We start from the raw sequence: 25,262 nt of genomic DNA, 5'->3' as shown, positions 1-25,262 counted from the left end.
TAAACACACCCAGGAGTATGTAATGGAATTATCAGCGTTAACAGCTGTTTCCCCGGTCGATGGTCGCTACGGTAGTAAAACAGTAGCCCTGCGTTCAATTTTTAGTGAATTTGGTCTAATCAAATACCGTGTACAAGTAGAAGTGCGTTGGTTACAAAAACTAGCTGAATGTGACGCTATTGCAGAAGTACCAGCACTAAGTGCTGATGCAAACGCTGCATTAAACAGCATCACAGACAACTTCTCTGAAGCTGACGCTGCACGTATTAAAGCAATTGAAAGCACAACAAACCACGATGTAAAAGCAGTTGAATACTTCTTGAAAGAGAAAGTAGCTGATAACGCAGAGCTGAATGCAGTGTCTGAGTTCATCCACTTCGCTTGTACTTCAGAAGATATCAATAACCTGTCTCACGCATTAATGTTAACTGAAGCGCGTGAAACGATTCTTTTACCTTACTGTGAAAAGCTTATCGATAGCCTAACAGTATTAGCAAAAGAATATGCTGCTGTACCATTATTATCACGTACTCACGGCCAGCCTGCGTCACCAAGTACTATGGGTAAAGAATTTGCTAACGTTGTTGTGCGTTTACGCCGTCAAATGTTACAAATCGCTAATGTTGAAATCTTAGGTAAAATCAACGGCGCTGTAGGTAACTACAACGCACACATCTCGGCTTACCCTGATGTTGATTGGAACGCGTTCTCTGAAGAGTTCGTCTCTAGCCTTGGCGTTGTATGGAACCCGTACACAACGCAAATCGAACCGCATGATTACATTGCTGAGCTATATGACGCAATCGCACGTTTCAACACAATCATTCTTGATTTTGACCGTGACATCTGGGGTTATATTTGCCTAGGTCACTTCAAACAAAAAACGATTGCTGGTGAAATTGGCTCTTCAACAATGCCGCATAAAGTTAACCCGATTGATTTTGAAAACTCAGAAGGTAACATTGGTATTGCTAACGCATTATTCAATCACCTTGCTGCAAAATTACCGGTTTCTCGCTGGCAGCGTGATTTAACAGATTCAACTGTATTACGTAACCTAGGTGTTGCTATCGGTTATTCTGTTATTGCTTACGAATCTACGTTAAAAGGTGTAAGTAAATTACAACTTAACGAAGAAGCGTTACTCGCTGATCTTGATCGTAACTGGGAAGTTCTGGCTGAGCCAATCCAAACAGTTATGCGTCGCTACGGCATCGAAAAACCATACGAAAAGCTAAAAGAGCTTACACGTGGTCGTCGTGTTGATGGTCCTGCTATGCAAGAATTCATTGATACGTTGGACCTAACTGATGCAGTTAAAGCGGAATTAAAATTAATGACGCCAGCTAACTATATCGGTCGTGCTGTTGAGTTCGTTAACGAACTATAGCTTAAACTGTAGATAGTTAAGTTATAGATAGTTAATCATTCTATAGATAGCTAAGCACACAGTAGATATTAAAATAGCCCAAGTAACGCGTTAACTAGAAATAGTAACAAATTGCTTGGGCTTTTTTGTGCGCCAGTTATCATTCCAGTTTTTAATATCAACAAATTGAATATCGCTAAAACACAAAACTGCAAAATATAACTTCAAAACAAAACCAAAAAACCACACTATAATTCCAATATGAAACTACAAATCAGCCTTTTATAAAACATCCTTTCAAAGATAGCCCTCCATCTTGTAACTTATCCACATACACGGATAATCAGCATTACATTTACATCTGGTTAACCAAGGATTTACAGCATGAACGGATCATTTCTTATTGAAGCATTTCAAGCACCCTCAACCTGTGCGCAAAACTTAGGTAATTTCTTTAATGATTTAGGAGCTGATCCTTACCTTGAAAGTAACTGCCGATTCCGTGCATTTTCACAATACCAAAAAACCGACACGCAATTTGAAAAGTTAAATTCAAGTACCTTCATGCAGTCATCAGATGTAAACCGTCTTATCGGTAATGTTGAGCGTAAGTTCGAAGACATTTCACCATCACTTGATCAACACCCTGATTTTCAACATCTACTCAGTGCATTTTTAGAACGTACTAACGTAGATACCAGTAAACAACCAATTGGCGTACACCAGATCCGTGTCGTGTGCTCACAAGATAAGTCTGGTTCACCAGCACCGGAAGGTATTCACCAAGACGGCTTTGATTTTGTCGGTATCTTCTGTGTGAAGCGAGATAATATCGCTGGTGCTTTTACCCAGATATTCTCATCGCCTGTGGACCAACATCCGCACATGAGTACCACGCTCGAAGAAAACCAGTTTATCATTTTCAATGACCGTCGCTATTATCACTACGTGACTGAAACACTACCAGGTCTGCAAGATGAAACCGGACTGCGCGACGTATTTGTTTTCACCGCTTAATTTACAGCGTCGCTATAAAATCAGCGAATAAAACAGCACAAAAAGCAGTGATACGAACTGTCATTAAAACAGCCAGCACAACGTATTTAACACACTAAGAATAGCATTACGTTTTACACAAAAAAGCTGTAAACGTAATCATGATTTTATTAAAGGAATAACCGATGAACTTATGTATTGAGTCAATCCGCCAAGCATTTCCAGCACTACAACAACAAGTAAATGGCGAGCCAGTGTATTTTTTTGATGGTCCTGGTGGCTCACAAGTTCCACAGTCAGTACTTGATGCGATGACAGCCTACCTAGGTAAATATAACTCAAACCTTGGCGGTCGCTTTTTCTCAAGTGAAAAAACTGTTGATGTGATGCGTAACGCCCGCCTAAGCGGCCAAGCATTATTAAATACCGAGTCGCCAGATAATATCGTCTTTGGCGCGAACATGACGTCTCTGACTTTCCAACTAAGTCGTGCGATTAGCCGTGACTGGCAAGCGGGTGATGAAGTAATTGTTACTTCATTAGATCATTATTCAAATGTTTCGACATGGCAACAAGCGGCGGATGATAAAGGCGCAATAGTACATCAAGCCCGTGTGAATGAAGCTGATTGCACACTTGATAGTGCACACTTGATCTCACTGATTTCTGCGAAGACTAAATTAGTGGCTCTGACATTTGCATCAAATACCACAGGTTCATTAGTCGATGTTAAACCTATCATTGAGGCTGCGCATGCTGTCGGTGCTAAGATTTATATTGATGCTGTTCACTACGCGCCACACAAGCTTGTGGACGTGCAGGCATTGGGTTGTGACTTCTTAGCCTGCTCTGCTTATAAGTTCTTTGGCCCTCATGTCGGTATCGCTTATGTGGCGCCACAATGGTTACATAGCTTATCGCCTTACAAAGTGGAACCAGCAACAAACCAAGGCCCTGGTCGTTTTGAAACCGGCACGCAAAGTTTTGAAGCATTAGCTGGCTTTACTGCTGCAGTTGAATACCTTGCCCATGCAGGTGATCAAGTACTACCGCTACGTGAAAGACTTGTACAAAGCTTTGAATTATATCAATCCCATGAACAGCAGCTTAGCCAACATTTCCTTGCCAAGTTAGCGCAATACAGCAACGTAACGCTATATGGCATTAATGACATGGACAGATTAACTGAGCGTACACCGACCTTCTCTATCCGTATTGACCATGCATCGCCTGAAGACGTTTCCGGTTTACTCGGACAACATAATATGTGCGTTTGGAACGGTCATTTCTATGCTATCGGTTTGTGCAAGCAGCTCGATATCTTGGATAAAGGCGGCGTAATACGTATTGGTTTTATGCACTACAACACCACCAGCGAAATCGATGCATTATTTGCTGTGCTAGAGACTTTATTAATTAAATAGTAATTAAATAGCGATTAAGTAGCTACTAATCCAACTTCAATAGACCCCTAAGCCCTCGTGTTTCCAACACTTGGGCTTACATTTATCAACTTATGATTTAATTTCACATTGCTCAAATCTGCTTAAATAGTAAAAACAACACTTCGATAACACTTTCATTTTTCCCACTATGCTAGCCTACTAACGACCATTAAATAAAATGTCATTCGTTAATTTATACTGCAAGGAAGCAAAATATGTCACGTCAATCGAGAACGGTACAGCAATGGTTTGATGAATATGGCGTTAGCCACCAAAACAAAACCAATAAACTCATCCATTGGATCATGGTGCCTGTTATTTTCTTTACCATCGTCGGTTTACTGTGGTCTATTCCCAAGCTGGACTGGATGGGATCATCACCTTGGCTAAACTGGGTTACAATCGCCATGCTGCCAGCGATGTATTTCTATTATACCTTATCAAAACGTATCTTATTGGGCATGTTACTGTTTACTGAGTTATGCCTAATAGCCTGCTATATGTTGACGCTTTATTTAGCCATGCCGTTATGGGTATTTAGTGCGGTGTTATTTGCGATTGCGTGGGTATTTCAGTTTATCGGCCATAAGATTGAAGGCGCGAAGCCCTCGTTTTTTGAGGACTTACAGTTTTTATTAGTTGGCCCAGCTTGGTTGTTAGGGTTTATCTATCAACGTGTAGGGATCCGTTATTAATAAGCGGGCATTAATCACTTAACATCAATAGATTGCTACCAAGCTATTGATGTTACTAAATCGATATAAATCGATATCAATCGATGAACTGCTATTTTACCGCCAAATTATACGAAAAATACGCGGTATCTTTTACAAACCCGAGTTTTTCATACAAGGCTTGCGCCGAGAAGTTATCCTGAGCGGTATTCAAATCGACACGGATAGCCCCCGTATTACGCGCCTCCCTCACGACTCGATGAATCAATTCATTCGCTAACCCCTGTCGGCGATATTCAGGCGCTATAAACAAATCATTTAGTACCATAATTCTGCCTAACGACACCGAGGAAAACGAGTGGTAGTTAAGTACAAACCCCATCGGATCACCACCTTTGTTATACGCAATAAACACCGTTGCATCGTTATTCATTAAACGCTCACCTAAATACGGACGGTATTTTTGTGGGGCTGATGGTTGCTTATAAAACACCATATATTGATCAAATAGACTAACCAGGTCGTTTAACTCTTCGAGTGATGCTTGCTTGATGTTCATAAAATTCCTTTTTAATATGAATCAATAGATGGGTAATAACACTGTGTATTACATACATCTATGTTAATAGCTTAGCTATCCAGAGTAGCAACTTCTGATTAAATTACAACTGCATAAAATTCCTTATTTATGCTGGCGATAAACGATACCTTAGTACCTGTAACGCTTCTTCTTTACTATAGAATTGATTCAAAAATTCACCACCACATTTCTCTATCACCTTACGTGACGCAAGATTAGAGGGGGCACAAGTGATAATAACAGCATCTGTCAGTACTGTATTTTGAATATACGACAACATCAACTGCGCGACCCCTTGGCCTCTCGCAGACGGTCTCGTTTCATACCCTACGTGGCCAATAACGTTATTAATATAATCACTATCCCCCTGCCTAACACGAAGTGAACCAAGGATAATGTCATTTTCGATACAAAAATAAGTCGAGATCGGCGTCCAACCTTTAGGCAACTGTTCGCCGCGAGCATACGCAATACGCTTATTTAGATAAGTCGCGTGGTTATTAAAAATAAATTCATAAAGCACAATACCATCAGTTACGCATTCATCGACGTAGGACTTAAAGGCGGTTAAATGGGATGCATCAGCCAATTCTATTTTAATACCTCGCTTAGACTCACTATTCATAACACCTCTCATAACAAGATTTACAACACGATTAATAACACTCTTACAGCACTCTTTATAGCACTCTTTATAACATTATTTAAGCTACTAGCCCTCTCCGTAAGACATCACGTTAATTAATCACCTCACGACGTAGTTAACCTCGGCTCAAAGAGTGATAGATTTAAACTATCACTTTCATATATTCAGTCAGCTTTACCTATCCATATGATTGCCCCATAATCCTTCTCATGGATTCGCAGCAAGACTACTGCAAGAGTCCCATCACACAATTAACTAATTAATAGGATAACAACATGATCAATACTCAAATCAAACCATTCAACGCAACGGCTTTTAAACAAGGCGAATTCGTAGAAATTTCTGAGCAAGACGTACATGGTAAATGGGCTGTATTCTTCTTCTACCCAGCTGACTTCACATTTGTTTGCCCTACTGAACTAGGTGATGTTGCAGACCATTACGAAGAACTACAAAAACGTGGTGTTGAAGTTTTCTCTGTATCAACTGACACACACTTCACACACAAAGCATGGCACGACAGCTCTGACACAATCGGCAAAATCAACTACTTCATGGTAGGCGACCAATCAGGCAACATCACAAACAACTTCAATGTGATGCGTGAAGGTCAAGGTCTTGCTGACCGTGCAACTTTCCTAGTTGACCCACAAGGTGTTATCCAAGCAATGGAAATCACAGCAGAAGGTATTGGCCGTGACGCTGAAGACTTAATGCGTAAAGTTAAAGCAGCACAATATGTAGCTGCTAACCCAGGCGAAGTTTGCCCAGCTAAATGGAAAGAAGGCGAAGAAACACTAGCTCCTTCACTAGACCTAGTAGGTAAAATCTAATTTAAAGGCAACTTTAAAGACTGATTAATTGAAGATAAGACGACCTCAGCATACAGCAATCGCTGAGGTCATTTAAAAATACATTTTTGCTTACCCTCGAAAAATAACAGCAGAAAATCGATTTTTAAATTAACCAAATTGCTAATCGCGTTTTCAAAAGCGCATCAATGTAGCCATAAACAGAATTAAAAAGGTGTCACCATGTTAGACCAAAATATGAAAACCCAGTTAAAGGCGTATTTACAAAACTTAAAGACCGAAGTACAGCTAGTACTAAGCCTTGATGACAGCCAGACCGCACAGAAATTACATACCCTAGCTAATGACATCGCATCATTAAGCGAAAAAGTAATTGTTATCGAAGATCAAAGCGCGAGCGCACGTAAACCTATCATGCAGGTAGTTAATCCGATGAAGCAAACTGCCATTGGCTTTGCTGGTTTACCAATGGGACATGAATTTACATCTTTGGTGTTAGCCCTACTACATAGTGGTGGCCATCCAATGAAACTCGATGCCGAAGTCATTGAACAAATTGCTAATCTTGAAGGTGAAATGAATTTTGAAATATTCATATCATTAAGCTGTCAAAACTGCCCAGATGTTGTGCAAGCCTTAAATATGATGGCTGCAACGAATCCTAATATTAAAACAACCATGATTGACGGCGCAGCATTCCAAGATGAAGTAGCTGAACGTAACATCATGGCCGTACCAAGTGTTTACTTAAATGGTGAAGTGTTCACCCAAGGTCGTATTTCATTAACAGAAATATTAGCTAAAGTTGATACTGGCGCAGCAAAAAAACAAGCGCTAGCATTAAACGAAAAAGCACCGTACGAAGTACTCGTTGTTGGTGGTGGTCCAGCTGGCGCATCTGCTGCTATCTACGCTGCACGTAAAGGTATCCGTACCGGTGTCGTTGCTGAACGCTTTGGTGGTCAAGTTATGGATACCATGGCAATTGAAAACTTTATTTCAGTCAAAGAAACTCAAGGTCCTAAACTCGCAGCTGCACTTGAAGAGCACGTTAAAGAATATCATGTGGATATCATGAATGAGCAACGAGCCGCAGGTGTAGTGAGTGCTGAAAAAACAGCTGATGGCTATATTCATGTTGAACTCGATAGTGGCGCGATATTAAAAAGCCGCAGTGTGATCTTATCAACAGGTGCACGTTGGAGAGAAATGAATGTACCTGGCGAACAAGAATACCGCAACAAAGGCGTGGCTTATTGCCCACATTGTGATGGTCCATTGTTTAAAGGCAAAAAAGTGGCTGTTATTGGTGGCGGTAATTCCGGTATCGAAGCGGCTATCGACTTAGCGGGCTTGGTTGAACATGTGACCGTGCTTGAATTTGCAGATACCTTACGTGCCGATCAAGTATTGGTTAATAAGGCCGACAGTATTGCTAACATTACCATTATTAAACAAGCGCAAACCACTGAAGTAATTGGTGATGGTACACGTGTAACAGCGCTTAATTATGTTGACCGCGCCACTGGCGATGCGAAACAACTTGAACTTGCCGGTATCTTTGTACAAATTGGGTTGATGCCAAACAGTGATTTCTTAAAAGGCAGTGATGTGGAGTTATCAGCCCGTGGCGAAATTGAAGTGAATGCTAAAGGCGAAACTTCGGTTGCAGGTATATTTGCCGCTGGTGATGTAACAACAGTACCTTATAAGCAAATCATCATTGCCATGGGTGAAGGTTCAAAAGCTAGCTTAAGTGCCTTTGACCATTTGATTCGTACTCCGGCACCAACTGATACCGTTAACGCTTAACTGTAAATAGTAAGTTGTAAGAACTAAATTGCAGCAAACAGCAATAAGATAAAATTTGCGCTAGTCCCCACGTGCAAGGCTTATCCCCCTGTAAACCAGCAGTCACTAACGACTGCTGGTTTTTTATAACCCTTTAAGAAACGCAATTGCCTGCGACTGCTCTTCCAAAGCAAAACATTTCATATCAATACTTTTAAATATTTTATCTTCGATATTAACAATATGCTCTATCCATTTTTTATCCGTTAATATCGCCACCTTGTCTATATTGCTAATACCGACATCAAACAGGTATTTAAACTCTTCGATTAGGGCTGAAAATTCAACACCGCTAAATGAATTAATCTTTTCAAACAGCATAATACTGCCATAACGCGAAATTTTCTCTTTGGCAACATTCAGCACCAACGCCATATCACCTTCCGTTATTTTACCCGACATTTGAAACGCAACCGCATTGTCCATTTCGATATCTATCATTTCCAACATATGATTTCCTGCATCTTATTTTCTACATATAAATAGACTCATAAAAAAGCCTTACCCTAACCCATTATAGTAATGGATTAAGCGTAAGGCTTATCAGCAGTACATCATACTTTTGTAAGTACTGTTCTTAGTGCTTTACTTAGTGCGATAAAATCTGCTCTAAGAATAATTTTAAACGATCTGATTGCGGATTATCAAAGAACTCATGCGGTTCGTTCTCTTCAATAATCTGCCCTGCATCCATAAAGATAACGCGATCAGCCACTTTCTTAGCAAAGCCCATTTCGTGGGTTACACAGATCATAGTGATACCTTCATCTGCAAGCTCAACCATCACATCTAATACTTCCGATACCATTTCTGGATCCAGTGCCGATGTCGGTTCATCAAACAACATGATTTCAGGATTGATACATAGACAACGCGCAATCGCTACACGTTGCTGCTGCCCACCAGACAACTGATTAGGAAATTTATGTGCTTGGTCAGCAATTTTTACGCGTTCCAAGTACATCATCGCCGTTTTAATCGCTTCATGACGGGGTTTTTTATGTACCCAAGTTGGCGCAAGCAATAAGTTTTCTAATACAGAAAGATGCGGAAACAAATTAAAGTGTTGGAATACCATCCCCACTTGCGAGCGAATATGACGTACCACTTTAACGTCTTCAATCAAGTCAGTACCATTAATGTTGATTTTACCTTCTTGAAATTTTTCAAGGTGATTCAAACAACGGATTGTCGTTGATTTACCCGATCCAGACGGACCACAGATAACCACTTTCTCGCCTTTCTTAATATTTAAGTTAACGTCTTTAAGTACGTGAAAATCACCATACCATTTGTTAACGTCTTGCATGCTGATCATATAATCTTGTTCTGACATGATATTTCCTTATACCAATTACCTTATGTAAATGGTCAGTGTTAAGCTGTAAATTTACGGTAATGGTTAGTGATCGGTATTGTATCTACGCTCTATCACGCGCGAATATTGCGACATGCTGAAGCAGAATACCCAATAAATAAGGGTAACAAATACATAGCCTTCAATTTCAAAACCAAGCCAACTAGTATCACTGTTTGTCAGTGTCACCATTGCTAAAATATCGAATAAACCAATAATTAATACCAAGGTCGTGTCTTTAAATAACGAGATGAATGAACCCACCAAGTTAGGAATCGAGATCTTTAACGCCTGCGGCAGAATAATTAAAATCATGCCCTGCCAATAGGTTAATCCTAATGATTCACTCGCTTCATATTGACCCTTTGGAATAGCTTGTAAACCACCGCGAATAACCTCGGCAATATACGCGGCTTGGAACAAGGTAATACCAATTAACGCCCGTAATAACTTATCAAACTCGATACCATCGCTAAAGAATAACGGCAGTACTACCGACGCCATAAATAAGATAGTAATAAGCGGCACACCACGAATAAACTCAATAAAACCAACACATAAGGTTTTAACAATCGGCATATTGTCAGACTGACGACCTAACGCCAATAAGATACCAATTGGGAATGATGCGATAATGCCCACGGCAGCCACCAAAATAGTCAGCATTAAACCGCCCCATTTTTCAGTGCCGACCACTTCAAGTCCTAGTCCACCACGGATCAAGATGAAGCATATAACCGGATACAACAGCATACTAACAAATTTGATTTTAATACTGCTCAGACGCGGTATAAAAAATACAAAAATGATGCTGATAATAGCGACTAAATTCGGACGCCAATGCAGTGCTTCAGGATAGAAACCATACATAAATTGATCGAATTTCTCGATAATAAATATCCAGCGTGCACCTTCTTTTACCACTTCTTCTTTAGTACCACTCCATGTCGCATCAAAGATCATCCAATCCAATAATGGTGGGACTGTGGCATAGATAAAGTAAATACCTAGCAGTGTTAACAGCGTATTAGGAATAGTAGAAAATAAATTCTCTCGTAACCAGAATACCAACCCCTTACTCGTCGAAGGTGCAGGTTTGGCCTCTTTCATCGTATAAACAGCCATATTATCTTCCTTTAATTTCCATTTTTGCATTAACCCAGTTCAGCAGCAGTGAAATAACAATACTGAAAACAAGATACACGGCCATCGTCATTAAGATAATCTCAATAGCCTGCCCGACTTGGTTAAGCGTCGTCCCTGAGAACAAGGTAACAATTTCTGGATAACCAATTGCCGTTGCCAGTGATGAGTTTTTCACTAGATTAAGATATTGGTTAATAACCGGAGGGATAATTACGCGTAATGCTTGCGGTAACACCACTTTACGCAAGATCACATGATCTTTTAGCCCTAATGATTTTGCCGCTTCTTTTTGACCTGGAGGTACAGCTTCAATCCCCGCTCGCACAGCTTCAGCAATATAGGTAGCGGTATAAATACTCAACGCAAAGATCAGCGCCAGTAATTCCGGAATAATAGTGATACCACCTTTAAAGTTAAAGCCTTTTAACGCTGGATATTCAGCACTTATAGGTTGGCCGGTAACAAAAAATACCAGTAAAGGTGCAACAACAACGATAGCCAGAGAGACTTTCACTAATGGAAACTCTTCGCCCGTTAGATCATGGCGTTTGATTGCCCACTTGCTCAGAAAGACCACACTAATACAAGCCAGTACAAACGCGATAAGAATAAAACTACTGCCCGATTCAAAGATCGGATCCGGTACAATTAAACCGCGGTTATTAATAAAGACAGAATCAAAATAAGAAATACTTTGGCGCGGGCTTGGTAGTGCTGCAAGTACCACGTTATACCAAAATAAAATTTGCAATAAAATCGGTATGTTACGAAAGGTTTCAATATAAACCAGTGATAATTTAGCGATTAAATAATTAGAAGATAGACGACCAATACCAACCATAAGGCCAATAATAGACGCGAGCACAATACCAATCACGCCCACTAGTATGGTATTTAATATACCAACAATAAATACATCTAAAAACGTTGAACTTGTATCATCATAAGGAATAAGTGATTGGCTGACACCAAAACCAGCTGTTTCACCTAAGAATGAGAAACCTGTAGTGATACCCCTTTTGCTACATTATCAAACATGTTGTTAACGAAGTAAAAAATGCATAAAACCACAACCACTAAAGAAAGCACTTGGAAAATAATTGCGCGATTTTTGGGGCTATTAAACAAACCGCTGGAGGTTGGGGGGAGTTTTGAATTATTCATAACAAAATAACCTTTTAAAAAAGGGGGCCAAGCCCCCGATATACCAAGGTCACTTCAACATATCTGATGATAAGCTGAAGTGACTGAGGTATTAATTTATCGAATTGGCATTGCGTACATTAAACCGCCTTTATTCCATAAATTATTGAGACCACGGTCAATGTTAAGCGGTGAGTTTTTACCTACATTATTTTCAAACATTTCTTCGTAGTTACCAACTTGTTTTACGATTTGGTAAGCCCAATCTGATTTAAGCCCTAAGTTTTCACCCGCTTTACCAGATACACCTAACAGACGTTTAACAGATGGATTAGCTGATTTTAATTGCTTATCAACATTGCTTGCTGTTACACCTAGCTCTTCCGCTTCAAGTGTTGCGAATAAGCTCCAACGAACTACGTTAAACCATTCATCATCACCTTGACGCACAACAGGACCAAGTGGTTCTTTAGAAATAATATCAGGTAGTACAACTGCTGATTTAGGATCGTCCAACTTAATTCTTAAACCATATAGCTGAGATGCATCAGAGGTAACGGCGTCACAACGACCTTTTTTGAATGCATCAATTGTTTGACCTGATGTATCAAACGTCACGGCTTTATATTCCATGTTATTCGATTTGAAATAATCAGTCAGGTTAAGTTCGGTTGTTGTACCCGCTTGAATACAAAAAGAAGCACCATCTAGTTCTTTCGCAGACGTTACACCAAGATCTTTGTTCACTAAGAAACCTTGACCATCGTAATAGTTAACACCAGCAAAATTTAAGCCAAGTGAAGTATCACGTGTTGCAGTCCACGTTGACGCGCGAGATAGCAGGTCGATTTCACCACTTTGTAATGCCGTAAAACGTTCTTTAGCTGTCAGTGGAATGAATTTAACTTTCGATGCATCACCTAATACAGCAGCGGCAACTGAGCGACAAAAGTCAACGTCGATACCTTTCCAAACACCCTTTGAATCCGTTGCTGAGAAACCAGGGATCCCTGTAGAAACACCACAGTTTAATACGCCTTTTTTCATTACCTGCTCTAATGTAGCAGCATTAACTAAATTGGGTAGTGTTGATGCTAGACCTAGTATTAAAGCTATTTTTGTAACCTTCATATTAATTTCCTTGTCTATTTTTATTATTGTAATGTTGGTTTTAGTTGGCTCACTCGCCAGTTAAAAAGAGTTATTTTCTCTGTTTCCTAAACACAAAATAAGCATAAGGTAATTTCTATACAACATCTATGAAGCAACAACTGATTAACAAAAGCATTGGTAAGTATTAGACATACGTCACGAATTTAACAACAAATTAACATGAGTAGGCGTATTTGAGGTGAATAATACTTTGTGGTTATTCACTTTAAGGCTTTTATCCACATTAACCTCTATAATATAAATTAATAAACTATAAGATATGGTATTGACCCATTCTCGTTCTTTACAACTAAAGCAAGTCTAATCTGCTAATTTACAAAGAAGCTATAAATTAAATCAGCTCGTATCATGATACTTGGCCAAGATGAGATTAAATGAGCATGAGCAAAGTTCTCCGTCATTTTCCACCTTATCTACCGGAGAATTATCGACGATATCCGTTAATACTCCTCCGATGAGAACCCGCTATATTTTGTTTCAGAGCTCACAAAACAAGATAAGTAATTGAAGGAAAGTTGGTAATAAATTATCACTATATAAGTAGCTTTGCTCAATTAAAGCGATGAGATACGGTCAGGTAAGATTAAATAACCAGCTTTAAATAATGCTTACGCCCAAATGTAGCAAAAAGTGTTGATCCAAAAAGAACTAATAGTGGGTTGTGTGAAAAAGCATTTTTAACGGTGACAGCACCATGGGAGAGGTCTTTAGTATAAATTGGCTGGCTAGAACACCAACTGAGTTTGGCTTGCAGAGTTTGCGTATGATCTGGTACATCAATAACAAAGCGTTGGCCACGTTTGACATAAGTGATGAATTCACCGTCAGCATATAATTTATAATCACGCACGGCGTCGAGTAATTGTGTCGGTCTGTATATCCATAATTTCATTTCACATCATCCTTAATGTAAAGTTTGTAGTGCTTGTAAAGTAATAACCCCATCTTAACTAAGCAACATAATAAGCAAGCATGAAAAAAGTACTAATTACCGGGTTATTTGTTATCCAACAGGTAATTAGTACTTTAACAATACGTATTAAGACCTAAGGTTCTTGACGTGTACTTGCTAATACGATTTCACGAATACATACATCTTGTGGTTGTGCATAAGCAAATTCGATTGCACGAGCAACGTCATCTGGTGCTAAAATACTACCCATTGTTTCTTTCCAAGATTCGTAGCCCGCTTTAATTTCTTCTGATGTTGTGTGTGACAACAATTCAGTTTCAACAGCGCCCGGTGCGATAGTGATAACACGTACATCTGACATTGCTACTTCTTCACGTACGTTTTCAGTGATTGCGTGAACAGCAAATTTAGTACCACAGTAAGCAGCGTGTGCGCCGAATGTTTTACGACCTGCAACAGAGCTGATGTTAATGATAGTACCCGTATTACGTGCTTTCATTGGCGCAAGAACTGCTTGCATGCCGTTTAATAATGCAATGACGTTAACGTCGAACATCGTTTTGAATTCTTCAGCAGGCTGAGTATCGATTTGGCCTAGTAACATCATGCCAGCGTTATTAATTAATAAATCCGCAGGACCGTATACCGCTTCCGCTTTAGCAAGTGCCGCGTTAAATTCAGCGTGTACTGTTAAGTCTACTTTTTCACATAAACAGTTTGGTAAGTCTAGCGCTTCTAATTTTTCAACTCGACGAGCAACTAATAATAATGGGTGACCAGCTGCGCTTAAACGTTTTGCTGTAGCTTCACCAATACCTGAACTTGCGCCTGTAATAACAACTAATTTTTTCATTGTATGCTCTCTATTTTTTTAGAATAATATTTGCTGATTATTTTTAATAACAATTAAGATTAAACGACAGCGATTAGCTGCGCACTCAATGACTACATAGTGAATGTATCGCGTCTATTAACGTTAGACCTAAGCACTCCTGAGCGGATGAAGAGAGTATATAGAAATGACTATTGTTGATATATACACAATAAAGAACATAACTATTACGCTTTAAGCTACAATGAGATTCATAGACCTTTTACTATTATCCTACTCAACTTAATCTCTATAGGCACAGCAATGCAAAGTAGCTCATCTCTTGCCGACATCCGTGCGTTTGTCACTATTGCAGAACAAGGTAGCTTTACTAAAGCCGCTGAAGTATTACAGTCATCTCGTGCCCACGTATCGCGTCAACTTGCTCAGCTCGAACAACAACTCGGTGTGCAACTGATTATCCGTACGACACGCGCCCAACGATTGACGCCTATTGGCGAACAATTTTTCCAGCAATGCCTTACATCATTACAAACCATCAACCAAGCAGTTATAGCAGCGAAAGACGATACCGAACAATTACAAGGTAGTATCTGCATCAACTGTGTTGGTGGTGTGATAGGTGAGGATATTCTGGCAAACATTATCAGTGAGTTTAATTTACAGTATCCTGATATAGAGGTTGAACTGGACTTTAGTAGCCCACGCGTTGACTTGATTGCCGAGGCATTTGATTTAGTTGTGCGTATGGGGGAATTAGAAGATTCAGGGTTAGTCGCGAGAAAACTCACTGATATTAAGGTGCAGGTATTGGCCAGTCCTGATTATTTAGCTAAACATCCTGTCATTAAGCACCCTAAAGATCTGGAACAACATAATTGTTTAACTGGCAGTATCAAACGCTGGCGTTTCCATCAAAAATCAGTGCAACACAATAATGCCCCGATACATGAATTAGACATCAATGTGAAAGGTAACTTTAGCTGTAAAAGTGGCCGAGCACTGATTAATGCCGCCAAGAGTGGTAATGGCATTGTCCGTTTACCTGAACTGTATTGTGAAGAAGAAATTAACGCGCATACCTTAGCACCGGCGTTAATCTCAGCATCTGACGACGAACAATGGCATTCGCCTGATGTGCCGCTGTTTCTACTTTATCATCGTAATCGTTATCAACCTGCCCGCTTAAAGGTGTTGATTGATTTTATATGCCAACGCTTTAAGCAATTATAATAGCCTTTTTCATTAAAATGAGATGCTCGAATGGGTGTGCAAAATGTTCTTTCGAGCATTTATGATTAAGATCAATTCATCAAAAACTATCTAGTTCATACTTATAAGTAGTTAATTGAGCTGCATATATGGATGAATTATGGGAAAGGTAACCCGTTTCAATACCGAAGTATTGATAATTGGCGGTGGCGCGACAGGCACCAGTATTATGCGCGATTGCGCATTACGTGGCATCACCTGCATATTACTTGATAAAAGTGATATAGCTTCAGGTACCACAGGTCGTAACCACGGCCTATTACATTCCGGCGCGCGTTATGCGGTCACCGATGCTGAATCAGCTCGTGAGTGTATCCAAGAGAATAAGATCCTCAAGCATATCGCCAGTCACTGTATTGAAGAAACCAACGGATTATTTATTACCTTGCCAGAAGATGATCTGGATTTTCAACAGACCTTCATGACGGCTTGCGCAACAGCTGGCATCGACACCCAAAGACTGACGCCACAACAAGCGATAGAACTTGAACCAAACGTCAATCGCAGTCTACTTGGCGCAGTCAAAGTGCCCGACGGCACGCTCGACCCTTTTCGTTTATGTGCATCCAATGTATTAGATGCCAAAAATCATGGCGCGCAATTACTGACTTATTCAATGGTGCAATCCTTGATCCGCATTGGCGATCGCATCATCGGCGCTAAATGCCTTAATACCCGCACCAACGAACAGTTTGAAGTGTATGCCCAAGAAGTGATTAATGCAGCCGGTATTTGGGGCAAGAACATTTGTCACTACGCCGACCTTAATGTGCAAATGCTACCAGCTAAAGGCTCACTATTAGTATTCGAACACCGCATTAATGATCTGGTTATCAATCGTTGCCGTAAACCTGCCGATGCCGACATTTTAGTACCCGGTGACTCAATCTCACTCATTGGCACTACTTCAGAAGAAATTGATTACAACGATATAGATTCACTAAAAATCAGTGAAAAGGAAGTCAATATCTTAATTGAAGAAGGCGCTAAACTCGCGCCAATATTGGCACAAACTCGTATTTTACGCGCTTATGCAGGCGTACGACCACTTGTTGATGTCGGCGGTGGCGATGGCCGTAATATCAGTCGCGGTATTGTATTACTCGATCACCAGCAGCGTGATGGACTTGCGGGCTTTAGCAGTATTCTCGGCGGAAAATTAATGACCAGCCGATTAATGGCTGAAATGACCACCGACCTTGTAGCAAGCAAGCTCGGAAATATCAACAGCTGTACAACCCATTTACAGCCGCTACCTGGTTCTGTGATTAAGGCTGGAAACAACAAAAACAAATCTAAACAAGCGGTATTCACCACCACAGCGGCAACCCACCGTCACGGTGAAAATGCAGTTGCGAGTTTTGACCAAAGCACTAAAGGCAAATCCATTGTTTGTGAATGTGAGATGGTTTCTGTGGGTGAAATTGAATACGCCATTAAGCAGTTAGATGTGACTAACTTGGTGGATTTACGCAGACGTACCCGCCTCGGCATGGGATCATGCCAAGGTGAATTGTGCACCTACCGCGCATCCAGCCTGTTTTGTGATTTTGGCAATTGCAGTGGTTATCAATCAAGTCAGTTATTAATGCAGTTCTTTGAAGAACGTTGGAAAGGTATTAAACCAGTGTTATTTGGTGACGCATTGCGAGAAGCAGAATTTACCTATTGGCTCTATGAAGGCCTGTTTGGCGCAACAGATATTAACAAGCTCGGTGAGAAACAAGAAGATAAGGATTATTATGAAATTTGATAGCATCATTATCGGCGGTGGTATCGCCGGTTATACCGCAGGTTTACGTTGCCTTGAAGCTGGATTAAAGACAGCGATTATTTCTAATGGTCAAAGCGCCCTGCACTTTTCTTCAGGCTCTATCGATCTGCTTTCACATACGCCAACAGGTAAGGCTATTCGTAATCCAGCGGCTATTTTCAATAAATTTACTCATGAGTTCCCAGCTCACCCATACAGTAAAGTCGGTAAAGAAAACGTTTTTGCATCAATGCAATGGTATAAACATTTACTCACTAACGCGGGTATTCCATTACAGCAGCAAGACAATGGTGATAATCACCTGCGCATAACACCACTTGGCACGTTAAAATCGACTTGGTTGTCACAACCTTATGTGCAACAGCTGCCAATGCGACTTAACGAGCATGACATCAAACGTATTGTCGTGGTCCAAATTGATGACTTCCGTGACTTTAACGCTAAGATGGTCACCGATAATTTAGTGCAAATACCCGAATTTGAAGGTGTTGAAATAACCCACGCCAATGTCGCGATTGCAGGGTTTTCAGGACTTAAACGCAACGCTTGCGAGCTGCGCTCTATTGATATCGCCCGTATCTTAACCAACGACAGTGAAATCAAAGCCCTTGCAGATAAGTTATTAACTATCGCAACCATTAATGATGTGGTTATATTACCGGCCATCACAGGTAATGGCTTAGGTCTTGAAACCCTCAATAAGTTGCATGCACTAACTAACTTAACCTTTCACGAAGTAACGACTATGCCACCGTCAATGTTAGGTATTCGCCTAGAAGAAACCATGATTGATTTGTTTATCAAAGGTGGTGGTATGTTACTAAAAGGCGATCAAGTCACCCATGGTGATATAGCTAAAGACAGTAGTAACAATGATGAATTAAGCCTTAAACGCATTTATACCCGTAATTTGGAAAACATGCCGTTATCCGCCGAACATTTCATTTTTGCATCCGGTAGTTTCTTTAATAAAGGCCTTATTGGTCATCATGACAAGTTACAAGAGCCCGTGTTTGATTTAGACATGAACAGCTTTAAACAACGTAGTACTTGGTTCAACCCAGAGTTTTTTTCGGCTGACTCACAACCGTTTTTATCATTAGGTATCAAGACGAACCACACCTTTAATCCGATGCTTAAAGGCAAAACGCTCAACAACCTATTTTGTGCAGGTTCTAACTTAGGTGGTTACGACCCCGTAGCAGAAGGCAGTGGCAGTGGTGTAGCAATTAGTACCGCTTATCATGCCGTCAATTTGCTATTACAACATAGTCATAATAGCCATTCTCAAAATATCACCAGCGATAGCTTGGCATAAAGGAGCAATACCATGGATTTAGTATCTACACGTTTTGAAAAATGTATTAAGTGTACCATCTGCACCGTGTACTGCCCTGTTGCCAAAGCCAATCCGAATTACCCTGGACCAAAAGAATCAGGCCCTGATGGCGAACGCCTTAGAATAAAAAGCCCTGAGTATTATGATGAAGCATTAAAGCTGTGTACCAACTGTAAACGCTGTGAAACAGCCTGCCCCTCTAACGTTAATGTCGGCGATATTATCGCGGTCGCGCGGGGTAAATTTGAAAAGAAAAAACTTAATCCTAAATTAATGCGCGATTATATTTTAAGTCATACGGATTTATTTGGTTCACTATCAACACCCGTAGCCCCCTTGGTAAATAAAATCACCGATTCGAAAATTATCAAAACCATCATGGATAAAACCGTGGCGATTGATAAGCACAAATCGTTACCTAAATACTCATTTGGTTCGTTTCGCCATTGGTATAAAAAACAAGCCAATACGCAACTGCAGTTCGAGCGCCAGATCAGTTATTTTCATGGCTGTTATGTTAACTATAACAACCCACAACTGGGCAAGGATTTAATAAAAGTACTCAATGCCATGAATATTGGCGTAAAGTTATTGAAGAAAGAAAAATGCTGTGGCGTACCATTAATCGCCAATGGCTTTCACGATAAAGCCCGTAAGAATGCCGAGTTTAATGTTAAACACATGACAGAGGCCGTGGAGGAGTTCAACACCCCGATTTTATCGACATCATCGACTTGCTCATTGACCTTAAAGCAAGAATACCCACATGTATTAAAAGTGGATAACAGTCAGATCTCAAATAAACTTGAATTCATTACCTCATTTATATTACGTGAGTTTATGAACGGTAATATGCCAACGCTAAAACCAGTAAATAAGACCATTGTCTATCATACGCCATGCCATCTTGAGCGAAGTGGCTTGGCTATATTTACCATTGAGTTGTTACGTACTATCCCAGGGTTGAATGTCATTGTACTTAATAGTGAATGTTGTGGTTCAGCCGGTACTTATGGCTTTAAGAAAGAAAACTATGACGTATCGATGAAGATAGGTAAAGGCTTGTTTGAACAGATAAAACAGAGTAATGCTGACTTTGCGATCACCGATTGTGAAACCTGTAAATGGCAAATTGAAGAGAACAGTGACTTAGAAACTATCCACCCGGTAAGTTTATTAGCCCAGTATCTAGCTGACTAATGGAGTGAATAATTAAACATAATAATACATTAGCTTTTCTAATCCTGATGACGAATTTATTTCGCTATAAAGATAAATAATAATAGCTATAATGCAGTTAAAACCGAGGGTTAGAGATGATTAAATTAGATTGCCTCTTTCTTATCGTACTTATATAAATAAAAAGTGCTTAATTAAACTAATTAGAAAGGTAAGTATTATGACAACTAAATTGATCACCAACTTCATCACCAACTTCATCACAACTATGCTAACAAAAGTTGTAGCATCTTACGGTCGCTCATTCGTAGAGCTGTATAACCGCGATAATAAGTTATGAAGATAATATCTGTCAGTAACGAGTCTCTTCGATCGCTACTGACAGATGCATTTAACGATTAATCGTTAAATGAACGTACAATCCAAGCGCGGAATGTACGGCCTTTCAATTTACCTTTACCAATCTTCTGCACAGCCGCTTTCGCTACTTTAGTCTCAACAGCAACATAAGCACAGTTGTCAAACAGTTGGATTTTGCCCACTAGCTTACCATCAATACCGTCTTTACCTGTTAATGCACCAAGAATATCACCAGCACGTACTTTTTGCTTTTTACCACCATCAATACGGATACATTCCATCGGCGGCATCATCGGTGATTCATTTAGCACACTTGCAGGTGGTAATGCTTCAGGCGTGATCATACCAAAACGATCTTCTAGCTGTGCAACCTGATAACCTTCTTTGTCATCAAATAAAGTACAAGCAAAACCTTTGCTGCCAGCACGGCCTGTACGGCCAATACGATGAACATGTACTTCACTGTCGTGTGCAACGTTGAAATTAATTACCGCATCTAACGAATCAATATCCAGACCACGAGACGCAACGTCAGTAGCTACAAGAATAGAAACACTCTTCGTTGCAAAACGCACTAACGCTTGGTCGCGATCACGTTGCTCTAAGTCACCATGCAATGCAATAATGCTAAAGCCAAAGTGGCCTAATTCATCAGCAACATCTTGTACGTCTTTCTTAGTATTACAAAAGATAACCGTTGATTCAGGTTTGCGCTGTAGTAATAAGCCACGCACTGTATCTAAACGCTCACCAAAGTTTTTCACTTTATAGAAATGCTGTTTGATAGAGCTATCATCATGTGTCGATGCCACTTCAACCATTTCCGGGTTTACCATTATTTTCGATGCAATGGCTTCAATTTTTTTCGGGAACGTTGCACTGAATAACAATGTTTGACGATCGCTTGGTGCTTTTTCAACAATCGCGTCTAGTGCGTCTTGGAAACCCATTTCTAACATACGGTCAGCTTCATCAAGTACAAAAGTAGTTAGATTATCTAATCGTAACGTACCTTTGTTTAAGTGATCTAATACGCGACCAGGTGTACCAACAATGATATGTGCGCCATGTTCTAATGAACCAATTTGTGGGCCAAATGGCATGCCACCACACAGTGTTAATACTTTAATGTTGTGAATACCACGTGCAAGTTTACGAATTTCTTTCGCCACTTGATCAGCAAGTTCACGTGTAGGGCAAAGCACTAATGTTTGAATACGGAAACGTTCTACGTTTAAACGCTGCAGTAAACCTAAACCAAAGGCAGCTGTTTTACCTGAACCTGTTTTACCTTGACCAATCACATCCTTACCTTCAAGAATACTCGGTAAGCTTTGCGCTTGGATAGGTGTCATTTCGGTATAACCGAGAGTATCCAGGTTAGAAACAAGTTCTGGACGTAAATTTAGAGAAGAGAAATTAGTTTGGCTCACAGCACATACCTTTAATGAATAGGAGATAAAACAAAAAGGGCAAGCTCCGAAGAACATGCCCTTTATACTTAAACGTTTCGATTTATCATCAATTCATTTAAGTTAAACAATCTTAGTAACTACTAATTCAAAGAATTAAAGTACTACGATGTTTTCCGCTTGAGGACCTTTTTGGCCATCAGTAACGTTGAATTCAACTTTTTGGTTTTCTAAAAGTGTACGGAAACCGTCACTTTCGATAGCGCTGAAGTGAGCAAACACGTCAGGACCGTTTTCTTGTTGAATGAAACCGAAACCTTTAGTTTCGTTAAACCATTTTACTGTACCCATGATTTTAGACATAATAGTATCCTATTTGTAATTATAAGTGGCAAATGCCGGGTGTTGCTGGAAGTGTTACTACTTACTTATGATCAAACAGGACGAGGTACTAAAAACTTCGAAATGGGAATTCATTCATAAAACTAACCTTAAAGCTGCGGCTAATTATATAGACTTCCAATTTAGTGTCAATAAGGTTATTTCTAATAAAACTAGATAAGTTAGCTATAACTATCTAGTTTGCACTTCATCAACCTATCATGTACCCTGCAGCACCGCTGTTATACTTAGCACTAGCGCATGCTCGACGCGCTGAATAGTTGCAGATAGTAATAGCACATAAATAGCAATCACATAAATAAAGAGACACTATATGAGTTTTACCGACCTCGGTTTATCCGCTCCAATCCTAAAAGCTGTAGCAGAAAAAGGCTACGACACACCATCGGCAATTCAAGCGCAAGCGATTCCAGCTGTACTGTCAGGTAGGGATGTAATGGCTGCGGCACAAACAGGGACAGGTAAAACAGCTGGTTTTACTCTACCTATTTTAGAAAAACTAAGCCAAGGCCCACGCCCACGTGCGAATCAAGCACGTACGTTGATCCTAACGCCAACACGTGAACTTGCAGCACAGATTGCAGAAAACGTTGAAGTATATAGCAAGCACTTGAACTTAACGTCAACAGTGGTATTTGGTGGCGTTAAAATTAACCCACAAATGGCGCGTCTACGTCGTGGTGTTGATATTCTAGTTGCGACACCGGGCCGTTTACTCGATCTATATAACCAAAACGCCATTCGCTTTCACCAATTAGAAATATTGGTATTAGATGAAGCTGACCGCATGTTAGACATGGGTTTCTTGCGTGATATTCGTAAAGTACTTGCGGTATTACCAAGAAAACGCCAAAACTTACTCTTCTCAGCAACCTTCTCTGATGATATTCGTCAGCTTGCTAAAGGTTTAATCAACGATCCAGTTGAAATTTCAGTGACCCCCCGTAACGCAGCAGCTAAATCTGTTGAACAATGGATGCACCCTGTCGATAAAAAGAAAAAACCACTACTATTAACACACTTAATTAAAGAGCACGACTGGAAGCAAGTATTGGTATTTACCAAAACTAAGCACGGTGCGAACAAATTAACTAAACACTTAGAAGAGCAAGGTATTAATGCTGCAGCAATTCACGGTAATAAGAGCCAAAGTGCACGTACTAAAGCATTAGCAAACTTCAAATCGGGTGAAGTAAGAGCACTTATTGCAACTGATATTGCCGCTCGCGGTATCGATATCGAACAACTACCACAAGTGGTTAACTTCGAATTACCAAACGTACCTGAAGATTATGTTCACCGTATTGGTCGTACAGGTCGTGCGGGCGCTGAAGGTACTGCAATCTCATTAGTATGTCAGGACGAAATGAAAGAACTTGTTGCAATTGAGCAGTTAACCCAAAAACACCTTGAACGTGTTGTGGTTGACGGTTTTGCACCAATGGATTCATTCCCGACTACACCGGGTATCCGTCCACCAAAAGCGAAAAAACCAAAGAAAGAGCATCAAGACGGTCAACGTTCAGCTGAAAATTCACGTGGTCACAAACCGGCAAGTAAAAATCGTCGTCACACAGGCCAACGAAGTGCAGCAGCTCCAGTAGCAAACCCATCAGCAAATAAAGGCAACCGTCGCCGCCCTGCCAGTTCAACACCAAAGAGCAACAGTAACGCGTAAGGACTTTCTATAACAAGCACTTAATGTCACTAAGCTGTTAATACAATTAAGTGTTTGTTTATAGTAAATCAGCATTTGCCTATAAATGTGCCAGAGCGCATTGTCTTCACACATGAAGGCAATGCACTTATTACGCTGTTATCATCATTACATCAACCAATCCAAATTACACATTCCCTTCGAGTTATCGCCAATGAATTTACATTTATTTAATCATTTTATCAGTGGTTAACATTATTATTCATGCGCTTATTTGTTAGTATATTCACTCATCATTAAAGAGCGAAGAGTAAATGAAATTACAACAGATAGACAAAGTGCGTTACCGTAAACACTTAAACATGGCGAGCGTCGTTGCAACTGCCGTTTTAATCTTTTTTGCCTTGGTTTATGGTCAAGTTTTAATTCACTTTTTTGCCGCTGCCGATGGCAATAACTTTAAGCTCAATTTAGCGGGTGTGGTTTTAGGTGTCATCAGCTTACTCGTGGTATTCAACCTTGTACGTCACCACCCTTATTTAATTGAAGTCATGTATGTTTGGGATCTAAAACAAGCGAATAACAAGATTTACCGTAAGCTCCATCATATTAAAACAGCGTTAGCAAACAGCGATAATACTAATATAGATGCGATCACTATCCTGCACTACTATTACACCGCATCGAAACAGCAATATAATCTAGATAACAACACATTGACAATGGAAAGCCTAACGGCAGATATAGCCAAGTTAGACAGTCTAATCACTGCACAGAATTTAACAATTTCCGTTGACGACTACAATTCAGACCTTTTAAAACAATTTTAATCGTACTTTAGCCGTACATAGGTGAATATTAAAAAGCAGGCGCGGCTATAATTACGCCTGTTTTTAGAATAAAACCTCGATAAATACACCTAAGATCCGA

General features: G+C 40.1%; 23 protein-coding genes. 12 read left to right on the top strand and 11 right to left on the bottom strand.

Translation table 11 applies throughout. The features are described 5' to 3' along the window. Nucleotides 1-22 precede the first annotated feature (22 nt). The 4 genes from purB (at nt 23) to FR932_RS02170 (ending at nt 4,505) form a co-directional block, all read left to right on the top strand. Nucleotides 23-1,390 (top strand): adenylosuccinate lyase, encoded by a 1,368-nt coding sequence (gene purB / locus FR932_RS02185; protein ID WP_019441954.1) that lies wholly within the window; start codon nt 23-25, stop codon nt 1,388-1,390. A gap of 363 nt (nt 1,391-1,753) precedes the next feature. After that, complete coding sequence (locus FR932_RS02180; RefSeq protein ID WP_019441952.1) at nt 1,754-2,386, top strand: 2OG-Fe dioxygenase family protein; 633 nt, start codon at nt 1,754-1,756, stop codon at nt 2,384-2,386. A gap of 164 nt (nt 2,387-2,550) precedes the next feature. Next, on the top strand, nt 2,551-3,789 hold the full coding sequence (locus FR932_RS02175) for a cysteine desulfurase-like protein (protein WP_019441951.1): 1,239 nt from the start codon (nt 2,551-2,553) through the stop codon (nt 3,787-3,789). A 236-nt stretch (nt 3,790-4,025) separates the two neighbouring features. Next, nucleotides 4,026-4,505 (top strand): Mpo1 family 2-hydroxy fatty acid dioxygenase, encoded by a 480-nt coding sequence (locus tag FR932_RS02170; RefSeq protein ID WP_019441950.1) that lies wholly within the window; start codon nt 4,026-4,028, stop codon nt 4,503-4,505. Nucleotides 4,506-4,596: 91 nt separating this feature from the next. On the opposite strand, the gene FR932_RS02165 is transcribed toward FR932_RS02170, so the two are convergent. Both FR932_RS02165 and FR932_RS02160 read right to left on the bottom strand, forming a co-directional pair. Beyond that, nucleotides 4,597-5,043 carry a GNAT family N-acetyltransferase gene (locus FR932_RS02165; RefSeq protein ID WP_019441949.1) on the bottom strand — a complete coding sequence of 149 codons (447 nt, stop codon included), beginning with the start codon at nt 5,041-5,043 and terminating at the stop codon, nt 4,597-4,599. Between the two features lie 127 nt (nt 5,044-5,170). Then, nucleotides 5,171-5,689 carry a GNAT family N-acetyltransferase gene (locus FR932_RS02160; RefSeq protein WP_019441948.1) on the bottom strand — a complete coding sequence of 173 codons (519 nt, stop codon included), beginning with the start codon at nt 5,687-5,689 and terminating at the stop codon, nt 5,171-5,173. A gap of 296 nt (nt 5,690-5,985) precedes the next feature. On the opposite strand from FR932_RS02160, the gene ahpC reads away from it, so the two are divergent. Together ahpC and ahpF are read left to right on the top strand one after the other, a co-directional pair. Further along, nucleotides 5,986-6,543, top strand: coding sequence for an alkyl hydroperoxide reductase subunit C (ahpC, locus tag FR932_RS02155; RefSeq protein ID WP_019441947.1), 558 nt, complete (start codon nt 5,986-5,988; stop codon nt 6,541-6,543). A gap of 201 nt (nt 6,544-6,744) precedes the next feature. Then, nucleotides 6,745-8,334 (top strand): alkyl hydroperoxide reductase subunit F, encoded by a 1,590-nt coding sequence (gene ahpF / locus FR932_RS02150; protein WP_019441946.1) that lies wholly within the window; start codon nt 6,745-6,747, stop codon nt 8,332-8,334. A gap of 123 nt (nt 8,335-8,457) precedes the next feature. Here ahpF and FR932_RS02145 read toward each other — a convergent pair whose 3' ends face one another. The 7 genes from FR932_RS02145 to FR932_RS02115 all read right to left on the bottom strand — a co-directional run bounded on the left by FR932_RS02145 (nt 8,458) and on the right by FR932_RS02115 (nt 14,958). Continuing rightward, a complete protein-coding gene (locus tag FR932_RS02145) occupies nt 8,458-8,823 on the bottom strand; it encodes a SpoIIAA family protein (protein WP_019441945.1) in 366 nt (121 codons plus the stop codon). A gap of 139 nt (nt 8,824-8,962) precedes the next feature. Beyond that, nucleotides 8,963-9,709, bottom strand: coding sequence for an amino acid ABC transporter ATP-binding protein (locus FR932_RS02140; RefSeq protein ID WP_019441944.1), 747 nt, complete (start codon nt 9,707-9,709; stop codon nt 8,963-8,965). Between the two features lie 66 nt (nt 9,710-9,775). Next, nucleotides 9,776-10,855, bottom strand: coding sequence for an amino acid ABC transporter permease (locus tag FR932_RS02135; RefSeq protein ID WP_019441943.1), 1,080 nt, complete (start codon nt 10,853-10,855; stop codon nt 9,776-9,778). A 1-nt stretch (nt 10,856) separates the two neighbouring features. After that, nucleotides 10,857-11,741, bottom strand: a complete 885-nt coding sequence (locus FR932_RS02130) for an amino acid ABC transporter permease (RefSeq protein ID WP_240532417.1) — start codon at nt 11,739-11,741, stop codon at nt 10,857-10,859. Between the two features lie 395 nt (nt 11,742-12,136). Then, nucleotides 12,137-13,150, bottom strand: a complete 1,014-nt coding sequence (locus FR932_RS02125) for an amino acid ABC transporter substrate-binding protein (protein ID WP_019441941.1) — start codon at nt 13,148-13,150, stop codon at nt 12,137-12,139. Nucleotides 13,151-13,775: 625 nt separating this feature from the next. Further along, nucleotides 13,776-14,084, bottom strand: coding sequence for a hypothetical protein (locus FR932_RS02120; protein ID WP_019441940.1), 309 nt, complete (start codon nt 14,082-14,084; stop codon nt 13,776-13,778). A gap of 154 nt (nt 14,085-14,238) precedes the next feature. Beyond that, nucleotides 14,239-14,958, bottom strand: a complete 720-nt coding sequence (locus tag FR932_RS02115) for an SDR family oxidoreductase (RefSeq protein WP_019441939.1) — start codon at nt 14,956-14,958, stop codon at nt 14,239-14,241. A gap of 282 nt (nt 14,959-15,240) precedes the next feature. Between FR932_RS02115 and FR932_RS02110 the strand changes: the two genes are divergently transcribed. The 4 genes from FR932_RS02110 to glpC all read left to right on the top strand — a co-directional run bounded on the left by FR932_RS02110 (nt 15,241) and on the right by glpC (nt 20,522). Further along, entirely contained in the window at nt 15,241-16,170 is a 930-nt protein-coding gene (locus FR932_RS02110; RefSeq protein ID WP_019441938.1) for a LysR family transcriptional regulator, read from the top strand. Between the two features lie 139 nt (nt 16,171-16,309). After that, nucleotides 16,310-17,962, top strand: a complete 1,653-nt coding sequence (glpA, locus tag FR932_RS02105) for an anaerobic glycerol-3-phosphate dehydrogenase subunit A (RefSeq protein WP_019441937.1) — start codon at nt 16,310-16,312, stop codon at nt 17,960-17,962. Then, nucleotides 17,952-19,301, top strand: a complete 1,350-nt coding sequence (glpB, locus tag FR932_RS02100; protein ID WP_019441936.1) for a glycerol-3-phosphate dehydrogenase subunit GlpB — start codon at nt 17,952-17,954, stop codon at nt 19,299-19,301. Before glpA ends, glpB begins: the two co-directional genes overlap by 11 nt. A 12-nt stretch (nt 19,302-19,313) precedes the next feature. Beyond that, the gene (gene glpC, locus FR932_RS02095) at nt 19,314-20,522 is read left to right on the top strand and encodes an anaerobic glycerol-3-phosphate dehydrogenase subunit GlpC (protein WP_019441935.1); all 1,209 of its coding nucleotides are present in this window, start codon (nt 19,314-19,316) and stop codon (nt 20,520-20,522) included. Nucleotides 20,523-20,899: 377 nt separating this feature from the next. Here glpC and dbpA read toward each other — a convergent pair whose 3' ends face one another. Both dbpA and FR932_RS02085 read right to left on the bottom strand, forming a co-directional pair. Further along, entirely contained in the window at nt 20,900-22,294 is a 1,395-nt protein-coding gene (gene dbpA / locus FR932_RS02090; protein WP_019441933.1) for an ATP-dependent RNA helicase DbpA, read from the bottom strand. 135 nt (nt 22,295-22,429) lie between these two features. After that, nucleotides 22,430-22,636 (bottom strand): cold-shock protein, encoded by a 207-nt coding sequence (locus FR932_RS02085; RefSeq protein WP_019441932.1) that lies wholly within the window; start codon nt 22,634-22,636, stop codon nt 22,430-22,432. 352 nt (nt 22,637-22,988) lie between these two features. Here FR932_RS02085 and FR932_RS02080 point away from each other — a divergent pair, with 352 nt between their 5' ends. Further along, nucleotides 22,989-24,353, top strand: a complete 1,365-nt coding sequence (locus FR932_RS02080; RefSeq protein WP_019441930.1) for a DEAD/DEAH box helicase — start codon at nt 22,989-22,991, stop codon at nt 24,351-24,353. A 293-nt stretch (nt 24,354-24,646) separates the two neighbouring features. Further along, a complete protein-coding gene (locus FR932_RS02075; RefSeq protein WP_019441929.1) occupies nt 24,647-25,162 on the top strand; it encodes a DUF3087 family protein in 516 nt (171 codons plus the stop codon). Nucleotides 25,163-25,262: the final 100 nt, after the last annotated feature.

Source organism: Moritella marina ATCC 15381, assembly GCF_008931805.1.
GTDB lineage: Bacteria > Pseudomonadota > Gammaproteobacteria > Enterobacterales > Moritellaceae > Moritella > Moritella marina.
The sequence above is the reverse complement of the archived record's forward strand: the minus strand, read 5'-3'. Positions and strand labels throughout refer to the sequence as shown.